The organism is Candidatus Omnitrophota bacterium (genome assembly GCA_018894435.1).
GTDB lineage: Bacteria > Omnitrophota > Gorgyraeia > JAHIPI01 > JAHIPI01 > JAHIPI01.
Window position 1 is genome coordinate 26,918 of sequence record JAHIPI010000056.1, and the last position, 21,743, is coordinate 48,660.

Annotated in this window: 15 protein-coding genes; all 15 read left to right on the forward strand. The window is 39.4% G+C overall.

The features are described 5' to 3' along the window. Positions 1–21: 21 nt before the first annotated feature. Positions 22–378 (forward strand): hypothetical protein, encoded by a 357-nt coding sequence (locus KKI13_04265; GenBank protein ID MBU4488262.1) that lies wholly within the window; start codon positions 22–24, stop codon positions 376–378. A gap of 124 nt (positions 379–502) precedes the next feature. Further along, positions 503–925 carry an STAS domain-containing protein gene (locus tag KKI13_04270; GenBank protein MBU4488263.1) on the forward strand — a complete coding sequence of 141 codons (423 nt, stop codon included), beginning with the start codon at positions 503–505 and terminating at the stop codon, positions 923–925. An 81-nt stretch (positions 926–1,006) separates the two neighbouring features. Next, entirely contained in the window at positions 1,007–1,483 is a 477-nt protein-coding gene (locus KKI13_04275) for a MarR family transcriptional regulator (protein MBU4488264.1), read from the forward strand. 1 nt (position 1,484) lies between these two features. After that, a complete protein-coding gene (locus KKI13_04280) occupies positions 1,485–4,082 on the forward strand; it encodes a DUF2339 domain-containing protein (protein MBU4488265.1) in 2,598 nt (865 codons plus the stop codon). A gap of 10 nt (positions 4,083–4,092) precedes the next feature. Beyond that, positions 4,093–5,049, forward strand: coding sequence for a M48 family metalloprotease (locus KKI13_04285; GenBank protein ID MBU4488266.1), 957 nt, complete (start codon positions 4,093–4,095; stop codon positions 5,047–5,049). A 12-nt stretch (positions 5,050–5,061) separates the two neighbouring features. Further along, on the forward strand, positions 5,062–7,443 hold the full coding sequence (locus KKI13_04290; GenBank protein MBU4488267.1) for a hypothetical protein: 2,382 nt from the start codon (positions 5,062–5,064) through the stop codon (positions 7,441–7,443). A gap of 16 nt (positions 7,444–7,459) precedes the next feature. Continuing rightward, on the forward strand, positions 7,460–10,618 hold the full coding sequence (locus KKI13_04295) for a HEAT repeat domain-containing protein (protein MBU4488268.1): 3,159 nt from the start codon (positions 7,460–7,462) through the stop codon (positions 10,616–10,618). A gap of 19 nt (positions 10,619–10,637) precedes the next feature. Beyond that, entirely contained in the window at positions 10,638–11,369 is a 732-nt protein-coding gene (locus KKI13_04300; protein MBU4488269.1) for an alpha/beta fold hydrolase, read from the forward strand. 58 nt (positions 11,370–11,427) lie between these two features. Beyond that, positions 11,428–12,564: a rhomboid family intramembrane serine protease gene (locus KKI13_04305; GenBank protein ID MBU4488270.1), complete on the forward strand. Its 1,137-nt coding sequence runs from the start codon at positions 11,428–11,430 to the stop codon at positions 12,562–12,564. 70 nt (positions 12,565–12,634) lie between these two features. Further along, positions 12,635–13,210 (forward strand): RNA polymerase sigma factor, encoded by a 576-nt coding sequence (locus tag KKI13_04310; protein ID MBU4488271.1) that lies wholly within the window; start codon positions 12,635–12,637, stop codon positions 13,208–13,210. After that, positions 13,207–15,180, forward strand: coding sequence for a von Willebrand factor type A domain-containing protein (locus tag KKI13_04315; GenBank protein ID MBU4488272.1), 1,974 nt, complete (start codon positions 13,207–13,209; stop codon positions 15,178–15,180). The genes KKI13_04310 and KKI13_04315 overlap by 4 nt, the downstream gene beginning before the upstream one ends. A gap of 123 nt (positions 15,181–15,303) precedes the next feature. Continuing rightward, positions 15,304–16,551, forward strand: a complete 1,248-nt coding sequence (locus KKI13_04320) for a DUF4139 domain-containing protein (protein MBU4488273.1) — start codon at positions 15,304–15,306, stop codon at positions 16,549–16,551. 30 nt (positions 16,552–16,581) lie between these two features. Continuing rightward, positions 16,582–19,638: a tetratricopeptide repeat protein gene (locus KKI13_04325; GenBank protein ID MBU4488274.1), complete on the forward strand. Its 3,057-nt coding sequence runs from the start codon at positions 16,582–16,584 to the stop codon at positions 19,636–19,638. A 45-nt stretch (positions 19,639–19,683) separates the two neighbouring features. Then, a complete protein-coding gene (locus tag KKI13_04330) occupies positions 19,684–21,420 on the forward strand; it encodes a HEAT repeat domain-containing protein (GenBank protein MBU4488275.1) in 1,737 nt (578 codons plus the stop codon). Between the two features lie 47 nt (positions 21,421–21,467). Then, on the forward strand, positions 21,468–21,743 hold a 276-nt coding region (locus tag KKI13_04335), incomplete at its 3' end, for a hypothetical protein (protein ID MBU4488276.1).

The following is a 21,743-nucleotide window of genomic DNA, read 5'->3' on the forward strand; positions in this document are numbered from 1 at the left end:
TAATCTTGCGAGGTTAAAAATATGAAAACAGTTAAGATAGCCGTTTCCAAAAAGTTAGCTCCGATTGTGGGATCTCGTGATGTGGCGTATAGCCTTAAGAATCTCATAGAGAAAATCCATGCCCGGGCCATCGATTTAGACTTTCAGGATGTGGAATTTGTTTCTCGCTCTGCTGCGCACGAGCTTTTAGTGTTAAAAGAAAAGTTTAATAAGAGACTTTTTTGGAAAAAAGCAATTAATTTTATTAATACCAGCGATAATGTTGCTGATATGTTTAGAACAGTTGCGGCAAATCGAGCCCTCCCTAAACAGAAAGAAATAGAACTAAATATACAGAAAGTAGACGTAAATTACCTTTCTAAATTAGCTGCCTCATAATTTTGCCCTTCCAAATGTACATTCTAGAGATATGATATATCCAAAATCTGTCCAAAAACAGAGGCAAAGGTAGATATATTTTACTTTAGATTTGCCATTGATAGAGGTATAATGTTGTTAATATATGAGACGACCAAAAATCCTACGTAAGATAAAAAGCATAGTTAAAAAGCGACTTGCTCCAAACCCACCCGCAGAAACCCATATCAAAAGTATAGGCTCTTATAAAAGTGTTACTATTATACGCCTCATGGGCAGCATCACCTCACAAACCATCCATAATGCAAGAAGCGAGTTTTCCGCGAAAACGAAAAACAAAAAGATTAAAAATATCCTATTTGATTTAAAAGAAGTGACAGAGACTGATACATCAGGCATAGCTGTTTTGATTGATCTATTCCGAGTGATGAAGACCCGCCAAATGGGGGACAAGATAGGCCTTATTAACGTCCCTAAGAAGATAAAAAACCTGTTTTTGATCTCAAAGGCCAAAGGATTCTTTAAGGGGTACCCGTCGGAAGAAAAGGCCATAAAGGCGCTAGAGTAAATTTGCATTTTTTATGAGAATTTAGTTGACAAGTCAATAGTTGAGTGGTAAACTATCTGGCAAAAGAGAGGTAGTTTTATCATGAGCATTTTTCGTGAACTTGGTGTACGTGAAGGTAAAGACAGAGTAAATGAAGAGGTTATTTATAATATAGCGAAGGCCTACACGGTTATTGATGGTGTTATTTCAGGCTTTCTTTCCAAATACGATTTAAGCCCCGCAAAATTCAATATCCTCCTAATGGTCAAGCATGTCGGTAAAGATAAGGGCATATCCCAGAACGAAATATCGAAGCTCCTTCTCGTGACTACCTCTAATATTACGCGCATGATAGATAAACTTGAAAAAGATAAATATGTTGAGCGCATATCGCAGAAAGGTGATAGGCGGGTAAATCTTATAAAGATTACAAAGAAAGGCTCTGATTTGCTGGATAAAGTTTGGCCTCATTATAAAGAGAAGATAGATAAATTAATAGGTAATAGTTTTTCTGGCAGCGAGAAAAAAATACTGAATGATTCCTTGTGTAAAATAAAAAATATTATAAAGGAGGCATAAGATGATAACGTGCCCAAAATGTAAAAAGGAATACGACGCTAGCTGGAAGGTGTGCATAAAATGTAACGTTTCGCTTATTGACGATAATATGACACCGGAGGCAAAGAACGAAATAATTTCTATAAAGACAGCTCTAACAAAATTAAGCGAAAGAATAAATCTCCTCGAATATAGTCTAAAGGCGAGGAAAGCTGAATCCGTACCGGCGCCTAAAGCTGTACCAGAAGTAACGCCTGAAATCGAGGCAGCGAGAAGGGAACTTCGCATCAAGGAGAAGCCTACATTTAAAGAAGAAATAGTAGAAGAAGTGATAGAAGAAGCAAAAGAAGTAAAAAGAGAACCGGTAATCCCCAAAAAGAAATGGTCCGAAAGCTTCGAGCAAATGCTTGGAGGCAAGTTATTTAATAAATTAGGCATTCTTGCCGTTGTGATCGGCGTAGCGCTTTTAATAGGGTATTCCTTTAAATACCTGGGCCCTATCGGAAAAATCGCCATAGGATACGCATTCGGCCTCGGGATCCTTATTTTCGGAAATCATATCGAAAAGAGGGAGAATTTCTCTATTTATGGCAAGACTCTAATCGGAGGTGGCTGGGCAATAACGTATTTTACTACATATGCCATGCACCACATTCCTGTAGTGCAGTTAATACAAAGCCCGATTTTAGGTATATTGTTATTAATGGGCGTTTCAATCGCTACGGTCCTACACATCTATAGGTATAAATCCGAACTAGCGACAGCATTCTCATACCTATTAATTTTTATCACCCTGATGATATCACCGGTCACTTTGTATACCATGCTAACGGCGGCCTTAGTGGCAATATCGCTTATTTTCTTTATGTATAAGGAGAGGTGGGCGAAGTTTGGTTTCTATGGCATGGCGATGACCTATATTACCTATGCCGGCTGGCTTTTTTCTGTTCAGAATACCACTACCGGCATGAGAGAGTTTCTTGTCGCATCGGGGTTTTTAGGGCTTTACTGGACAATATTTATCATAGCGACCTTCCTTATAAGGGACGAAGATAACGGGGATGAATTTTTCGGAATAAGAGAAAAGATCCATCTTCTTAATACGTTAGCCGCGTCATTTTTGATGTTTCTTGTATTGGAAAACGGCTTTATGCGCTACGCGCAACCTTCCTTATTAATACTGGCAGGGCTATATCTGGGCCTTACCGCGATTTCTTATCTTATTAAAAGGAGGTCACTATATATCATCAGTTCAACATTCTCAATCTTATTTACTTTAATTTTCCTATCAATGAAATATACGGGCTATCCCCTCACAGCGTCTTACATAATACTCGCCCAGGTCATATTACTGGCAGGAATAATGTTCAAGGAATCCTACTGGAGAATCTTCTCTTTTGGGTTTTTGCTATTGATTATAGGAAAAATATTCTTTATTGATTTCTATGTCGCGAAGAATGCGATATTGCTTAATAACATAAGCAAAAGGACACTGTTGCTTACATTTGCCTTCGCCGTTTATTTAATAGATCACATCGTATATACAATCCTTCAGAAAAAAAACCTTCTCACCACCACAGAAAAAGACCACCCGGCTATATTATCATATGCCTATGTCCTTATTTATATGGTAGGGACATGGCTTGATTTGCCGAAAGTTCTAACGGCTCCGGCATGGGCCGGCCTTGGTGTAGTACTTTTGCAAATAGGCATTTCGACGAATAATAATCATCAAAGATTGCAAGGTTATATACTCGGCATAGGAAGCTTTGTGAGACTGCTTATGTCCAATATGACTATAGAAGGCGGCATGGGATCCATAAGCTACAGGCTCTTAAGTACAATACCGGTTCTGATGCTCTTCTACTATTGTCTTATGATTTTAAATGATGAAAAGACAAAGGCAATCTTAAAAGACGCGGAAAGGAAGATGGGCGTACTTTATCCTTATATGGTATTTGTCGCTCTTATGTTCTTAACGCGATATGAAGCGCCTGAGGGCATGGTAGCGCCCACATGGGGCATTATAGCCTTGATATATTCGTTTGTTGGGGTTAAGTCTAAACAAGCGCATTATCTTTCAATAAGTTCTCTTGCCGCCATTTCGGCTGCCGTAAGAGCTATTTTTATAAACCTGTTTGCGGGGCGATATCTCGTGGGTGTTTCGACCGTCAATATAATGTACCCCATTTTCACTATCGGCGCATTATATATAGGTAATATCATTTATCTCACCGGAAAAGAAAAATTGATCGGCATAGAGGCTGTCGGAGAAGGCCCAAAGAAGCACTTGCGCTCGCCAAGACTCATATTTGGCCTGGCGGCTACGATTCTTTTAACTACACTCTTAGCGGTGAAATTAAAGGATGTAAGCCTTACGATAGGTCTGGGCTTGGAAGGCCTGATGCTATTTTTGGCCGGATTTGGACTAAAAGATAAAAATTGGAGAATATACGGATTAATAGTGCTTCTTCTCACGCTTTTAAAGGCATTCCTGGTAGATCTGAGGCAACTTAGCACTCTGTACTATATATTGTCACTTATCGCGCTTGGGCTGGCCTTACTATTCGTATCTTTTATATATACTAAATATAAAGATAAGATCAAAAAGCTGATATAGGATCCAAAAAATGAAACCACGACACATATTCTTAATATTCAGCATTTTGGTAACTGTTTTTGCAATAGCTCTTATCATGTTTAAAGGGCACCCTACTGACAAGGTAAGCTTTGATTCCGTTGCGCAGGTTTTTGAGAGCGCCTTGCATCATATCGATAAGACGGGCCATATACTGACCTCAGTTACCGATCAGGAAGAGATGCAAATAGGGGATGGGATAGCCAAGGATATCGCAAGAAATTATTCTTTTAGGCAATCCAAGAACGCACAGTTGGAGAAATATGTAAGTGATGTCGGCAAAAGAGTCGCGAGGGATGTAAATAGAAAGGGCATAAAATATACGTTTCACATTGTGGAACAAGACTACCCAAATGCGTTCGCCCTTCCCGGCGGGCACATTTATATTACCACAGGCTTATTGAAGGAATTGAAATCTGAAGCTGAATTGGCGTCTATTCTGGGCCACGAGATAACACACGTAGATGCCAAGCATTGTATAGAGGCGATACAGTATAAGATTGCCGCTGAAAAAATAACCGGCGCAAATATGGATACTTTTGTCGATATCGGATATCAGATTTTCCTGAGGCCTGGGTATTCGGAGTTTCAGGAGCAGGAGGCGGATAAAGGGGGCGTATATCTTTCCTATATGGCTGGTTACCATCCTTTAGGCGCCATCGCTGCCCTTGAATGCCTGAAAAAACACGAGTCGGGCTATGATTACGGAGCAATGACGCCCATAGGGGATACGATAAGCGCAACTGTAGGATTATTGGGAAGGTATTTCGATACTCATCCGCCGGTTCAATCCAGGATAGAGTACCTTACCAGATATATTGCCGATAACGGATTAGTCGATAGTAAAAGAAAATATTACATCGGTCAGAAAAACTACAAAGAAAAGAAATGCCGCACCGGAAAACCTTATTCTGGCGAATTAAAAATTGACTATGTACTGGTAAAGTAAAGGAGAGTTAAAATGACCCAAAAATTTGTAATAATAATTATAATTGCGATATGTACATTATTTTCTCCTTCCGAAATTAAAGCTGAGATATTAAATGCCAACACGACTGTTCAAGGAATAACTTTTCCAAAAGGAACCGATATATATTTTTATAAATCCGGCAAGCCTCGTAGCGCAATTATTCCATATGACCAAGTAATACAGGGCATTCCTTGCGCTAAAGGCACCATATGGCTATATGAATCCGGCAAGCTTAAAAATGCTACACTAGCCCAAAACGAAAAGATTCAAGGTATCGTTTGTGCTAAAAATCGCCAAGCACTTTTTCATGAATCCGGGAAACTTACACAAGCAATATTGGCTGGTGATCAAAAAATACAAGGCATATTATTTAATGACGGAACTGAAGTATGTCTTTCCGAAGAGGGCAGGCTTTTAGTTGTGGTTCTTGCTCAAGAACAAGAAATTCAACAGATTCCTTGTGCTAAAGGTAGCCAAATACATCTTTCTGGTACCGGTAAACTTGAGGGTGCTGTTTTAGCCAAAGAACAAGTCATACAAGGCATCCTTTGCGCAAAAGCCCCTATAGAACTGTATGAATCCGGTAAGCTTAAAAAGGCAAGGCTAGCCCAGGATCAGGAAATCCAGGGTATAAGATTTATCGCGGGTAGTGATATGTCATTTACCGAATCCGGCGCGCTCGAAAATGCTAAATTAGTTCAAGCGCAAGAAATTCAGGGCATAAAATTTATCAAAGGAAGTCGCATTAACTTTGATGACTCGGGAAAAATTTTACTCTCAAATCTAGAGCGAAGCCCCGACATCCAAGGTATTATATGCGAAAAAGGCTCAATAGAACTTTATGAATCAGGCAAGCTTAAATCGGGGCGATTACTTCGCGACCAAAATGTTCAAGGTGTGCAATTTCCTCGTGGTACCGGTATTCATCTCCTTGAATCAGGAGAGCTGATGAGTGTATGGTTAGGCCAAGATTATGAAAAAGATGGTATAAAATTTGCCAGAGGAAATTCCCTTTCTTTTTATAAAAGCGGCAAGATTTCAAGTGGAGTTCTGTCTGGCGACCAGATAGTGCAAAATATTCCGTGCGCAAAGGGCGCGATAACGCTTACTGAAGCAGGCAAACTTACGTATGCACTGCTGTCTCAGGATGCAAAAATCGATGGTATTCTATGTGCTAAAAATAATAAGTTGTTTCTTTATGAATCCGGCAAACTAAAACAAGCGACGTTAGCCCAAAATCAGGACATTCAAGACATTCCTTGCGCGAAGGGCGAGGTAGAGTTTTATGAATCCGGCAAGCTCAAAAATTGTATCCTAGCCCAGGATAAAGAGTTGCAAGGAGTTCGTTGTTTTAAAGATAGTAAGATATCTCTTTCTGACTCCGGGAAACTTGATAGTGATACTTTAACAGTACAAAAATATTTAAAGGAATACGACAATGTGACTATTAAATTTTCAGTACCAAAATTTTTAGAAAACAATCGCATTGCGTGTTTGAAAACTATTAACTGTTGGAATATATGGGGCAAAAAGGCCTCGCTAAAAGAAATTAAAATAGTAGAAATAAATTTAAAAGATCCACAAGAAAAAATATTATTTCAGATAGCCCCCAAAGCCGGCACTGATCGCTGGGAATTTGATGACTTCCCTCGATTTGATATTAATCCAAAAGGGCAGATTTGTATTTTAGAACCAGCCTTAGATTTTAGTAATCCGGAGGCGATGAAAATTACAATTATTAATTTAACTTCTAAAGAGACATCTACCATTACGCGTAGAGGCACAAATTATCGTATCTCGCCAAATGGAAAATTTATGATTTATGGGGACGTGGGGAATTCCTCAAATAATTATTCCGATAAAAAGACATTATATTTGACCGATATCCGAGGGACAAGTAGGGAGGCAGTATATGAAACTCAGGATTCTATTTTATCTTTCTGCTGGATTAATGAGGAAACAATAGCAGTGTATTGCGATTCAAAAGAAGGCCCCTACGTTAAGTTTGTAGATACACAAACCAAGGGAATACTCGATTCGATTGTGAGCGAGTATTATAAAGGATCAATACTTGTAAGTTCGGATGGAAGCGCTATTATTCTGGATGATAATAAGTTATTCGTGAAAAAAGATGCCACTCGGCCATTGTTAAAAACGGTTCAGAATCTGCCATATTTAAATTCCAACGAAAGATTGAATGGGATAAACAAGAAATGGAATTGCTATACGATCATAGCGCGGTATATAGCGATATCATCCTGGTCTCCGGATAACGAATTTACTGTGGGATCAAATCTTGACGGCAACCTACTGTTAACAGATTTTAAAACCTTTGAAACTAAGGTATTGAAAAGAGGATATAAAAAATACTAACTAAAGGAGTCATAATATGCTAAGATTAAAAATTTTGATAATCGCTGTAGCTATTTTTTGCAACACTTCATCCTTTGCCGATGAAATAGACAATTATATAGAAGATTCTAAAAGCGAAAACCGCCAAGTAAGGGCTGGTTATGCCGAAACACTGGGAAACTATAAAGATGAAAGAGCATTTAAAAGATTGCTTGAATTGGTCCAGGATAATGACGCCTATGTCCGATGGAGAGCGGCTGAGTCGTTGGCAAAATTTGGCGATAAAAGGGCAGTGCCAGTCCTTAAAGAAGTTATTATAAAAACAAAGGATTCAAAAGATGATTTAAGGGGCTACTTGGTAGAGGCGCTTTATCAATTAGACGACGAATCGCTGATGCCTTTTTGGATAGAATGCCTCCAAGAACAAGATAGGACCTTGACAGAAACATTTGTAAAAGCAATGGTAAAATATGATTATCGCAGTAAGGTTGCTTCGGATATTTTGATAAAAGATCTACAAAATGAAAATGAATGGATAAAGAAGTGCGCGGCTTACGCATTGGCGTATACTCACGAGACCAAAGCATTTGACGCCCTATTGCCACTTCTAATAGATTCTTCCGCAGAGGTTCGCGAAATGGCAATTTTGGCTTTAGGCTTCCTGGGGAATAACGAGGCAACGCCCTATATAGTCTTAGCCCTGAAAGACGATAATTGGCGCGTGCAACAGGCAGCATTTTATAGTCTTTATCGTCTTGTCGACCCCAGAGCTTCATTTGGTCTTATCGATGCTTTAAAATTGCCTAAAGATAGTTATTTTAGGGCATATGCTGTAGTTGCATTGGGCAGAATAAAAAGCAAGGAAGCCGTTCCTGTTCTATTGGCTATTCTTGAAGAACCCGTGCCTGACAATCTATCTAAGATGCCTCCTAGAGCTGATGCAGTAAAAGCTCTGGGAGAGATCGGTGATGAGAGGGCCATGGAAAAGCTAGAGAAGCTCTTTAAAGATGTAACATCTGATAATGCACGGTTCTTTTCCTCTTCCGGAAGCGGCGGCAGCGATAGCGGTAGTCCTGGTTATGGTATACCACCTTTGGAAAAAGGTTATCCCATAACAAGCCATGTTTCTAATAGCCCGGCCCTATTCAAGTATTCTTCGGAAGATAGCATTTTGAACGATCCTGATTACTCAAATGAAATAAGTGTAATTATTAAAAAAGCCATATTGAAAATTAAAGCAGCCAAAACCGAGCCAAATTCCGAAAACTTTACCAGAGAGCAGTATGATGAAATGATGAAAAATGCGCAGGCTAAACTTGAAAGCTTTAAACCGGCTTATTCTGACTCACTAATAAATCAGTTAAAAAACAGCAAAGAAGAATGGTTAAGAGCAGATGCAGCAAAAAAATTGGGTGACTTAAGAGAAGCTAAGGCGCTTCCTTATTTAATGGTAGCTCTTAAGGATTCAACAAGCGACAATGTTCGAGGTACAGTGGCGACCGCTTTGGGTAAATTAGGCCAGAAAGAAGCAATTGCTCCATTACAAGAGACTTTTCAGACAGACGACGAAAAGTTTGTTAGAGAAGATGCAGCAGAGGCGTTGTGTCTAATAGCAGACACCCATAACGACATAGAGTTTTTACGGAAGATGATATTAGAGGGGAAGGATGATGAAATAGCCGCTAATTGCCTCTGGAAATTAGGCGAAGAGAATAGAAAAAACTATAGATCAATTTTGCCGGAATGTCTAAATAGCAACAAACAGATGCTCAAACAAAATGCCGAACGAATTATAGCTAAAATCAGTGATGAAGAAAAAAGTAAAGTAACAAAGGCGGCTAAGCCAGAAGAAAATTTGAGCGCTATTCCTCCGAAAGATTCCAATCTAGAGAAAATTAAAGTGGATTTAAAGAGTAATGATGTTAATGTGCGAAGAGATGCCGTGCAAGAACTTACGCAACTTAGCGATGGGAACTTAGAAGCATCTCGATTGCTTGAAGGATACTTAAGGGATCCTGATATAAGAATACGGAGACGAGCAGCAGTAGCAGCGGCGTTAAGAAACAAAACCGCTATTCCCATTTTGCTTGAAATGTTAAAGGATGAAAAGGTAATAAACAATTATTTTTCATATGAAAAAATTATGACCGGTCCTTCGAGAGAATATAATAGCGCAGATATCGAAGAAATAGGCGACGATTTTGATATGGTAGGATCGGCTATAAGCGTACTGGGGATTATGAAGGTGCATGAAGCGGCTAATGTTGTAACTAGATTTCTCAAGAAAGAATCCTCTTTTTCTCCCATTATTATACAGGCTTTAGGAAGTATGAATAACCCGGAAGTTATTTCTGCGATACGCCCGTTTTTAGATAATAAAGAAACACGAAAAGAAGCAATTGTAGCCCTTGCGAAACTCGGAGATGCAACAGTTCTCCCATTATTAATGGAGGAACTTAAAGGTGAACTTCGTGGCATATACTGGTACGAATTACAAACGGCTTTCATTGGCATAGGCAAGCCTGCCGTGCCCGAATTAATAAAATTATTAAAAAACGACAATCCAAAAATTAAAGAAATGGCAATTTTAGCTTTAGGAGCCATAGGTGATAAATCTGCTACGGTACATTTACTGAAAATGATCGATGAAAATAACCCTAAAGTTACAGGTGATGTTGTGCTAGCACTCGGGCGATTAGGCGATAAAGATGCATTACCCAAGTTGATCGAGCTTTATAATAATAAAAAAGTAAATCTTCGTAAGGAGCTATTGATTGCTTTTAGTAATTTAGCCGATACGAGAATTAAGCCCATCCTTATCGAGGCAGCACAAGATCAAAACCTAGATTTCGAATTTAGATGCGCGGCTATTCAAACACTGGGGAAGATAAAAGACGAAGATATTGCGCCTCTTCTAGAAGGTTATTTGAAGGAAGATAATAAAATGTTGGGATTAAACGCTGCATATGCCCTTTGCAAAAGCGGAAAGATGGAATACGAGTCTTATTTATGGAATGCCTTAAATGATGCACAACTTAGCATGCAGAGCATGATGTTTCTTATCGATTTAAAGGGCGAGCCAGGAATAGAGCAGATTGTCGAAAAGACCTCTAAAAATAAGACTGCGGATGAAAAAGATATTATGCGGCAGCAACTGCAACAAATGTACAATATGATGAAAAGAGAAAATATATAGCTAATTTGGTATCATAGACATGATAAAACATGGAAAATTCCTAAAAACTCAGGATAATCATAAAATTGCATATGCTCATTATGATGAAGGGCATAAGAAAGCTGTTATCATTGCCCCAGGCTTCTTTAATAGCAAAGACGCGATTCTTCTCAAGAAGCTCAAAGATCATCTGATCGATACTTATGATGTAGTGATGTTTGATTTTCGGGGCCATGGCGAGAGTTCAGGGCTTTTTACATGGACCGCAAAGGAGAGTTTGGATTTAGAGCGGGTAATAGATTACGCCAAGACTCGATACAGTAAAATCGGGCTTATAGGTTTTTCCTTTGGCGCGGCAATAAGTATCCAGGTAGTAGCAAAAGATAAGAGCATAGCGAGTTTTATCTCAATAAGCGCCCCCCAAGATCCCGCCAAGGTAGACTACCATTTCCTGGACCTCGATATCGAAAACGATATTATTTATAACCTCCGTGAAGGCAGAATAGGTAAAGGCGTCCGGCCGGGACCCTTTTGGCATGCGAAGAAAAAGCCGATCGATTTAGTAGATAAAATTATGTGCCCCATACTGTATATTCACGGTGACAATGATTGGGTTATCAGGCATGCGCATTCCCAAAAGCTATACGAAAAGACCAAGTCAAAGAAGAAAATCGCAATAATTAAAGACGGTCCTCACGCAGAGTATCTTTTGCGGAAAAACACGGGTGAGACCATACCTCTTATACAAGAGTGGTTTAAAGAGACGTTGTAGAAATAAAAGAACAGTTTAAGAAAGAAAATAGATGAAGTGCCCTGTTTGTAACATTGAAATGAAACTCTTCAGCCTAGAACATGTCGACGTGCATCTATGCGAGAAATGCCACGGGATATGGTTTGATAAAGACTCCTTTCATGCTGTATTAAAATTTCTTGAAGAAGACCCTACGGTCCTCCATGATACATACAATCCCTTTACTAAAAAAATCTGTGTTATCGATCCTAAACTTTACGTTCGCAGAAACTGCCCGCGATGCAGAAAGGCCATGGAGCAGTTTAATTACGCATATGATTCCAATATATTTCTGGATAAATGCGCATCATGCGGAGGCATATGGACCGATAAGGGCGAGATACTGAAAGCGGCAAGGCATAATAAAGGTTATCCCAAGCTGGAAGCCATCGGCAATGAAATGATAAAATCCGCAAAAAATGACGAGACTTTAAAAGAACTAAGCCAACTGGCCGATGATCTAAGCTCCTCTGGAACTCTTGCTATACTTATGCCCAAGATTATACTGCCCCTAAGCGATGATACGCCGCGGCAGCGATTTCCGGTAGTAACTTTGTCTATAATATTGCTGAATATTGTAGCATTTATAGGAGAGATTACCGCGATTGGCAGAGGCGTGGATCTCACGCCCCTAACCGTCGTCCCGTCCGCAATAGCGCAAGGCAGGAATCTCTATTCGCTTATTACGGCTATGTTTATGCATGCGGGTTTTTTGCATTTGTTTTTTAATATGTTTTTCTTCTGGATTTTTGGAGATAATGTAGAAGATTATCTTGGGCATATAAGATATCTATTCCTATATTTAGTTTTCGGAATATGCGGCGGCCTGCTTTTTACCCTTACAAGCTTAAATACTCCATTAGCTGCAGTATCTTGCGTAGGCGCAAGCGGAGCCATATCCGGTATTGTGGCGGCGTATTTTCTCATTTATCCTCACGCGCATGTAAACATCCTCTTTTTTACCAAAATCATTAGGGCACCCGCATTCTTATATATCGGCTGGTATATAATAATGCAAATTATTTTTGTAGGAAGTAAGCTGGCAACCGGTTACGAGACAGTTGGTTACTCCGCGCATTTGGGAGGAATAATAAGCGCTTTAATCATAGTATATCTGATCAAGCGTCTTAAGGAAAAGACCAAAACAGATAATGAGGAAATGGCGGAGATATCTTAGCAAAATTGTGAAACTTTTTCTGTTCTCGCACGTTATACTCTACGGAGAAAGGCAAAGGGCTTGAGAGCGTATGCAGAAGCTTGGTGACGAAGCTGTAATGCTGAAATACCAGGATGGAGACGTGTCGGCTATGGACGAATTATTGATCCGCTACAAAAGGCCGGTTTATCAATTTGCTTTCCGCCTCAGCCGGAATGAGGCAGAAGCAAAGGATATTGCGCAGGAGGTCTTTTTGCGGGTTCATCAATACCGCGCCGCCTACAGGCCTACAGGCAAGTTCTCTACATGGATATTCGGCATTGCGCACAATGTCTTCGTTGACAGGTTTCGCAAAGCTAAGTGGCTTATCAGTTGGCCGAAACGCCATGGATTACAAGAGGAAGACATAGAAGTTGAAAGCCCGGACCCTTCTCCGCTTGAAGTAGCAACGCAGAACGATCTGCAGGAAACAATTAAAAAATGCATACAGTCCCTGCCTTTTCTCCAAAAAGAAGCGATCATTCTGCGTGAGTATGAAAATCTGGATTACGCTGAAATAGCGAAAATCCTAAAAAAACCCGAAGGCACAATCAAAACCTTAATATATCGGGCAAGGCAGCGCCTTAAAGAGAAACTTCTTCCCTATATAGAGGGAGGTTTACAATGAATAAATGCCGTTTTCAGAAAGAATTGAGCAGCTATATCGACAACCAGCTTCCGGAGCAAGATAGGCGGAACCTTGAGGAACATATCAAGACCTGCTCCTCATGTACTCAGGAGCTCAAGCAGCTGAGGCTGGTACAAGACGCAGTCAGAAAATGGCAGGCGCCTGAGCCTGGAGCGTTTTTCGAGCATGCAGTTAAGGAAGAGATCGCCGGAGGGGCTAGGGAAAGAGGTGCGACTGAAATGAAAACAAAAACTATGACTAGATGGATCCCCGTAGGGGTTCTGACCAGTATACTGCTTGTGGCTTTTGCAGGTTTGCTTCTTAAAAGTGGGTATTTCAATACCGCTTTGACAAGAATAGCCCTGGAAAACAAGCAGGCTGCTGCGACAAAAACAAAAGAGCAAGAAAAAACCTTGACCGATAAAATCAGCCTGGCGGCACAAGCTCCCATATTGGCTAGGACCGACTTAAAGTCTTTCGTGGCAAAAGAAGAAAGACTTGGTTATGATTATGAAGGCACAGTTACCGGGGGGTGGGACCAGTATCAGCAGGTAGGCGAATTTAATACAGAGCAGTATAACCGCATCTACGATAACGAGTTTCTTATGGCAAAGGATAATCCTTTGTCGACGTTCTCTATAGATGTGGACACTGCATCCTACTCCAACATCCGCAGGTTCCTTAATAGTAACCAGCTTCCGCCGAAAGATGCCGTACGAATTGAGGAGATGATAAATTACTTCAGCTATGACTATCCACAGCCAAAGGGAGACGAACCGTTCTCGGTTACGACCGAAGTAGCAGGCTGCCCGTGGAATAAGGATCATCAGTTAGTGCTTATAGGCTTACAAGGGAAAAATGTTGAGACAGCAAATTTGCCGCCGAGTAACCTTGTATTCCTTATAGACGTCTCCGGTTCGATGAATACTCCAAATAAACTGCCGCTTTTGAAATCCGCGTTCAAGCTGCTAGTAGACCAGCTCAGGCCGCAGGATAGAATTTCTATGGTTGTTTACGCGGGTTCATCGGGGCTCGTGCTTGATTCCACTTCGGGAGACCAGAAGCAGGTAATACTTCAGGCGATAGATAACCTTAAAGCCGGCGGCTCGACTGCCGGAGGAGAAGGCATAAAGCTTGCCTATGAAATCGCAAAAAAGAATCTCATGAAAGACGGCAATAACCGTATTATTCTTGCCACGGACGGTGATTTCAACGTGGGTATATCAAGTGACGGCGAGCTCATAAGGATGATAGAAGAAAAAAGGAACGACGGTATATTCCTGACCGTTCTTGGTTTCGGTATGGGCAATTACAAAGACGCCAAGATGGAGCAGCTTGCCGATAAGGGTAATGGCACAATCGCCTATATAGACAATTTGCTGGAGGCGAAGAAAGTTTTCGTGAGTGGACTGAGCGGTACATTATTAACAATAGCCAAAGACGTGAAGATCCAGGTAGAATTCAATCCCACAAAGATAAAGGCGTATCGCCTGATCGGCTACGAAAATAGGATGCTTAAGAAGGAAGATTTCAATGACGATAAAAAAGACGCCGGCGAAATCGGCGCGGGCCATTCCGTGACTGCTTTATATGAAGTCGTTCTTGCCGATTCAAAGGAAGAATTTGCGAACGTTGATGACCTAAAATATCAGCAAGTTACTACAAAGCCGAGCAAAGAGCTCATGACGGTGAAACTGCGATACAAAGAGCCGGACGAAGACGTGAGCAAGCTGATCACGAAGGAGCTTTCAGATACGCCAGTGAAGGCCATGTCAGAGAACATGAATTTTGCCACGGCAGTTGCCGAATTTGGGTTAATCCTAAGAGATTCACAGTATAAGGGAGATTCGTCTTATAAGGATGTTATGGAACGTGCCAAAACATCTATCGGTAAGGATACATATGGCTACCGCGCAGAGTTCATCAGACTTGTCGAAATCGCGGAGTTACTGACAGGAGGCACAAATTAAAGCAGAATTAAGGGTGATTCCAAGTATACAGGAATCATCCTTAAGGTTCTAATACTCATAAAATCCTTACCGAAAGGGGCAAAAATGTTAACAAAATTTCTTAGATACTGTTTAATATTAGGAGTGATAAATTTTATAATTTCTCCAATTTTTACAGTTGGCATGGCAGAAGAAGTTAATACGCCAAATTATGTTAGTCAGCCAAAAGAGATGATGATCCATGAAAGCGGTTTCGCCATTGTTAAGGATATCGCGAAGATAGATGCGCAAGACACGGTACAAGTAGAATTACCCAAAGAGACCATATTAAGAACATTAATTATTCTTGATGGCGGGAAAAGGGTTAAATCATTTAATTCATCAAATATTGAGAATTTCCCACCGCCTACGATTATGTACGGAAGAGCACCAGAAAGTTCTGTTCGCAGTGATTTATCTCCCCAAAAAACGCCGACAACACCTTCTCCCCAACCTTCTCAGGAGAACATAATAAGCTGGAAAACGGATATTAAAGGTCAAAGAGAGGTTACCTTGGAATATTCGGTTAGCGGGATCAGTTGGTCTCCGATTTATGATCTAAATTTGTCAAATAAAGAAAACTCTATGCTAGTTTACAGTGCGCTTATTACCAACACAGTTATGCCATTTAAAGAGGTAAAGATAGGCCTAACTGCTGGTGATAGTAAGCAATGGCAAGATAACCCTTACTATGACCGACGCCTGCCGGCCGAGGTAGCTATTATATATGATATTACGTTAGATACCCCGATTCGCCAAGCACCTTCTCCACGTATTAATGTTGGCTGTAAGTACGAAGTAGGTAAGCGTAATTTAGACATTGGGACAACATCTATCGAGATATTAAGCGCAGATTTAAAATACAGAAAAGAGTTTGTCTGGGTGACTCTTTTTGGGCAGAGGGTAGATATTCACTATGAAATAAAGAATACGACCGCGCAGACATTAGCTAAAGGCGGGGTGGACGTCTATCAAAACGGTACATATCTAGGGAAAGATAATATTCTCCTAACGTCTCCGGGCGAATTGGCGCATATCACTTTTTCCGGCGCGGATGCCATCAAAGTCAGTAAAGATATAAACTTGACTACCGTTGAAGATAGAAGCCAGAATAAAAACCGTCATGAAGTATCGTTAAATATAGGAAATATTAGCAAAGAAGACGTAGCCGTAAAGATTTTTGATATGAAATATCCATATACTTCGGATATCGAGTATAGCGTGAAACCCATAAAAGAAAGCGGTAACACGGTAATATGGGAAATAGCCCTTCCTCCCGCGGGAAAGAAATCAATTCTTTATGACTTTTATTCTGACGGTAGATATACCAATCCTTATGATGCGTCATATTAAGCCGCTATTTTAACTGAAAGGACATGTTATATGATAAGGAAAAATAATATATTTTCTATCCTTATTTTTCTAGGGATAGTTTTGGTAACTACAATTATCTTTGCTGAAAGTTCCCCATCATCTAAAGATAACGCAGATGCGCAGGAGCAATATTATATTGCCGTGAAACATTTTCGTGACAAAGAATATAAAATCGCTCTAGAGGAGCTTACCAAGATAATAAATGACTATCCTAAGACAGAAATAGCGGCAAAAGCGCAGTATACAATTGGCGAAATTTATTTAATACAAGACAAGCAAGATGAGGCGTTATTGGCATATAAGAAAGCCGCAGAATTAGATCCTTCGAATGAGTCTGCATGGCGAAGCATTGCTGAAATTTATGAAAAACGCAGGAAATATGACGATGCAGTAGAGGCATACAAAAAAGTAATTTCATTAATAATCGAAAACAAAGAACCGGATGAAGAACTTATCCCTTTATACGAAAAAATCGCCGGTATACTACTAGATCGCAAAAAATACGAAGAGGCACTTGGTTGTTATAATAAGATACTAGCACTTGATAAAAACCAGCGTTATACTAGCCGGCGTTCAATAAAAGGCAAAATAGCTTCTATATACGAAAATTTAAATAAACCCGAAGAAGCCGAAAAAATTTATAGGGAAATAGTAAATGAGACCGGGGACACCGACTATATGTTGCGTCTCGCGAATATTTTGGTTAATCGGAAAGCAGATGCGGAAGTTTTTGATTTGTGCGCTATTAGCATGAATAAACATGGGCATACTTTCCTTTATCATAGGGGAACGGGAATTCAAGTCGAAGTCGGAAAATATTATATAGCTCATAATAGAACAGACGATTGGCTAGCTTTTTTACAGAAAAAATCCGAAGAATCCGAAAATAATGTCTATGCTTATATATTAATCGCAGGTGCCTATGAAGCAAAAAAGGACATGGATAATGCCGCCCACTATTATGAACTAGCGTTGCAAAACATTTCGGCAAGCGATAAATATAGTTCATTAAGAGTAGGTGTATTAAAAATGGCAGCAAATTCGTATTTAGATGCTTCTAACTATGCAAAAGCTGCTGAACTATTCTTAGAACTGTCCAAATCGAACGTACAAAATTATTTTAATTCATACAGTATATCAGAGGATTTAGCGGTTTGTTATCTTAAGAACGGCGAGGTTGATAAGGCAAATTCAATTTTTGACGAATTAAATAAGAAATATCCCGATCGAGACGTCAAAGATAGATATCGCAGTGATTATTTAAAAATATATATTAGCCAGGGAAATTACGATGGCGCAATCGATGTAACGGTAGAACCCATGAGAAAATCAGAGCGATATTCTTATTCCCACAGCCCGAAAAGCATAATAGAACTAAGCAAAGCCAACGGTAAATCGGAGTTATTAATCAGCGCTTTGCAAAAGAGAATTGAGGCTGAGCCAAGTAATGCATTTTTATATGTTATTTTAGCCGCAGCTTACATGAGTCAGGAGAAATATACGTCAGCAGCGGAATGTTACGAAAAATTGCTGGAACTTATGCCGAATGAACTTGAAATTTATAAGTCGATATACTTTAGTAAAGTGTATGCCTGGACGAGTAATCCTGAAAAACAGATTTGGTGTTATAAAAAGATGATCGAACTGGATCCTGAGAATACAGATAACATACGCTATTATCTTGATATAGTACGGCAGTATAGCGCGAAACATAAAGAAGAAGAAGCGCTGGCAACGCTTACTGAGTTATTGAGCCGCTACGAGATCCAGGATGGAGATAATGCTAGAGAAATCGCTGAAACATATAAGTGTGTTTTTCATATGTGGAAAGAGGCGATCCCTTTTTACAAGAAAGCGATAGACTTAGGAGTTTATGACCCGATAAGGCGCAAACTAGAGATGGGGGAATGTTACTACTATATTAAAGACTTTGTTAATGCAAAAGAGGTGTTGCAGGAAGTGGTTGCAACAACAGACGATGAATATTACAAGAATGAAGCCTTGGCGAAGTTATGGAACATAGATCATCCGGATAAAAAACCCATAGTAGCATTTCCGCCGCCGAAACAGAGTTTCCATTTTAAGTCCACAGATGTTGATAGGATAAAAAAAACATACGAAAAAATGGTGCTTGAGTATAAAAGTTTATCCGATGACGAAAAGATTTATAAAAAACAGGAAGTTATCGCTACGGGATTATACCTGTCAAAGAAAATGATTGAACAGTCGCGAGCATCTGAAGCGTCAGAAGTTTTAACGGAACTCTCAAAGGTTGCCCCTGATCGCCCAGATATTTATTGTACTATCGGAGATGTATATTTTTATGGTACTCCGAAAGGAACGGATAAAGCCATAGAATGGTACAAAAGGGCATTGGATCATAAAAATGATGATGTCGATATACTTTTACATCTTGGCTATGCGTATGAGCGTAAAGGCGATTATAAAAATGCCGCCAAGTGCTATAGCGATCTGGTTAATGACAAAAATAGAGATAAAAAATTCTTCTGGTATAAGCATGGGGAAACGCGGCTTAAGACATTGGAACTTATAAATCAAAAACAGTTAATCAAAGATTGGCTAGTAATAGGCCCTTTTGCGAATGACGATGGCAAAGGGTTTGAAACAGCTTATCCGCCGGAGAAAGGTATTGATATAAAGGTTTCATATAAAGGCAAAAATGATATGACAATAAGCTGGACAAGGCCGTATAAAGGTGAATATGGCTATGTGGACTTAGATAAAATTTTTGCACCCAACAATGATAAGACGGTAGCATATGCCTTAATCGATATCGTTTCTCCTGCAAAAAAGCAGGTACAATTCAAAGTTGGAAGCTGGGATACTATGACAATTTGGCTTAATGGCAATGTTATATGTAACCAGCGAAGCGGATTTTGGGTGATATTAGACCAGTTTGTGGTTAACGCAGAATTAAATGAAGGTAGCAATCAGGTTCTTGTAAAGATTTGCGAGGACACAAAGGACTGGGGATTTTATTTCAGGGTTACGGATATGAATGGAAATCCAGTAAGCGACTTGAAATATGCCGTACCTTCGAAATGATAGAATAAAACATTTCACCCGTACCAAAGTAAAGGAGTTGTTTAAATGAAAAAAAGGAATATTATATTAGTAACTATGCTTTTAATAGTTATGGTGATTTGTGTTGCCATTAAAGCAGAAAATAAACCAACTACTGGCACACATGCTTTAAGCGTCAAAGAACGAATTGAAAGAATAAATGATATTCTGGGGCGGATAACCGCGAAATATAAAGGACAATCGCAATATGGTGTAGATTTAAGTTTAATCTACTCGATGACATATTCAAAGGCTATAGAAAATGTTGCAAGTACGGCCAATGAAAATGATATAAAAGAAATTATACAAGAGTTGAATAAAGCTAACCCTAGTTACAAAGGAACGATAATAAGCTTTTTGGGGTATACAAAAAATAAATTTGCTCAAGAAGCCTTATTGAAATTGATGAATGACGAAAATGAGCTGATACGGAGTCAGGCGATTAGAGCGTTAATAATCAGCGGCAATAGGGATGAAAATGTGGTTGAAAAGGCAGTTGAAATCCAAAAAGCAAAATTAAAAAGCGAAAATTGGCAAGAGAGATTAGGCGCTGTATCGATGTTGCGGATAATTGGCGGCAAAAAGGCAGCCAAGGCTTTATTATTAGTGATAGATGACAGTGAACCCCAGGTGCGGCAGCAGGCTATATATGCTTTACGGGTTTTACATGAAGATAATATTGTAAAAGATCTAATATTGTATTTAAATACTAAAAAGGATAGTCCAAAAGCAGCGATTTTCCGTATTTTTGGCGAAACTGACAGCAAAGAAGCAGTACCCACGTTGATTCAGAGTTTACAGGATATGGACTCTAACGTGAGCCAAGTAGCGTCACGTCAAGAAGCTGCAATAGCCCTGGGCAAAATAAAGGATGAAAGAGCAATACCTTCTCTTATAAAAGCTCTTGAAGATGAAAATAAAAAAGTCCGTATTTATGCAGCGCGGTCTTTGGGCTTATTAGGAAGTAAAGAAGGTTATGATACTGTTTTAAAATACAAAGATGATCCTGATTGGATGATTCGAGAAGAAGTGGCGAAGGCCTTAAGATATATCGGCGATGAGAAAGCATTACCTATTTTGGAAGAAATGAAGAAAAGAGCAAGTGGAGCAACATATGAGCAAATCTGTGCAGCAATAATATCTATAAAATCTAAAAATATAAATGATATTGGAAAGATTAAAGTTGATATAGAATTCGAAAAAATGTTAGTCAGTTTTCGTGCCTGGGATCTTCCCGATAAAAGTTTACAAGAAGATATTGAAAAGATTACCGGCATGAAAATGAGAGATATTTTAATTAAAATGATAGAAGATTTCAAGGGGCCTGAAGGTTCGGATTGGTCCTTCCGGGAAAGTACAATTGCTCTTTTAAGTAAAGTAGAAGGCGAAGCAGCTTACCCTGTGCTTTTCAAGCTGCTTAAAGATGAAAATGGGGCAATCAGGAGGCGAGCGATTATAAGTTTGCAAAGATTAAATTACCGGAAAGAAGAGGTATTGCAGGAAATAGTAACTAATGAAACTGACGATACTGTACTAGGTGATGCTATTAAAGACAGTATAGGCATAGGTAACGATGCAATTCTTAAAAAATACCTCGAAATATTAGAAATGGAAAATTATCCTTACACCAAGAGTGTTATACTCGATACACTCTCTATAATAGGAGATAGAAAAACAGTACTACGCATATTCACCGCTAATACAAATAATACCAATCAGCTTATTCGAGAGAAAGCCATACGGCTTGTTGATTTATTTAAATAATTGGCACTACACCTCATAAGCGCCACCAAAGCAAAGGAGCGATTTAAGTGAAAAAACGTACGAAGTTATATATCCTACTTATTCTTATTGCGTTAGGCATTACTATATTTACACTTCGGCCCCATCCTTTGCCAATCCTTGAAAATGAATTTGATAAAAGTAATCTTAAGGGAAAAATACTATTTTGTGATGTCAAGGAAGAAAATTATTACCTGATTAACGCAAATGGCACCAACATGATTAATATTAATGCTGATGATATACATAATCCAGTTCTCTCTCCGCAATCAGACAAAATAGCATGGCTCCTTAGAGATAAAGAT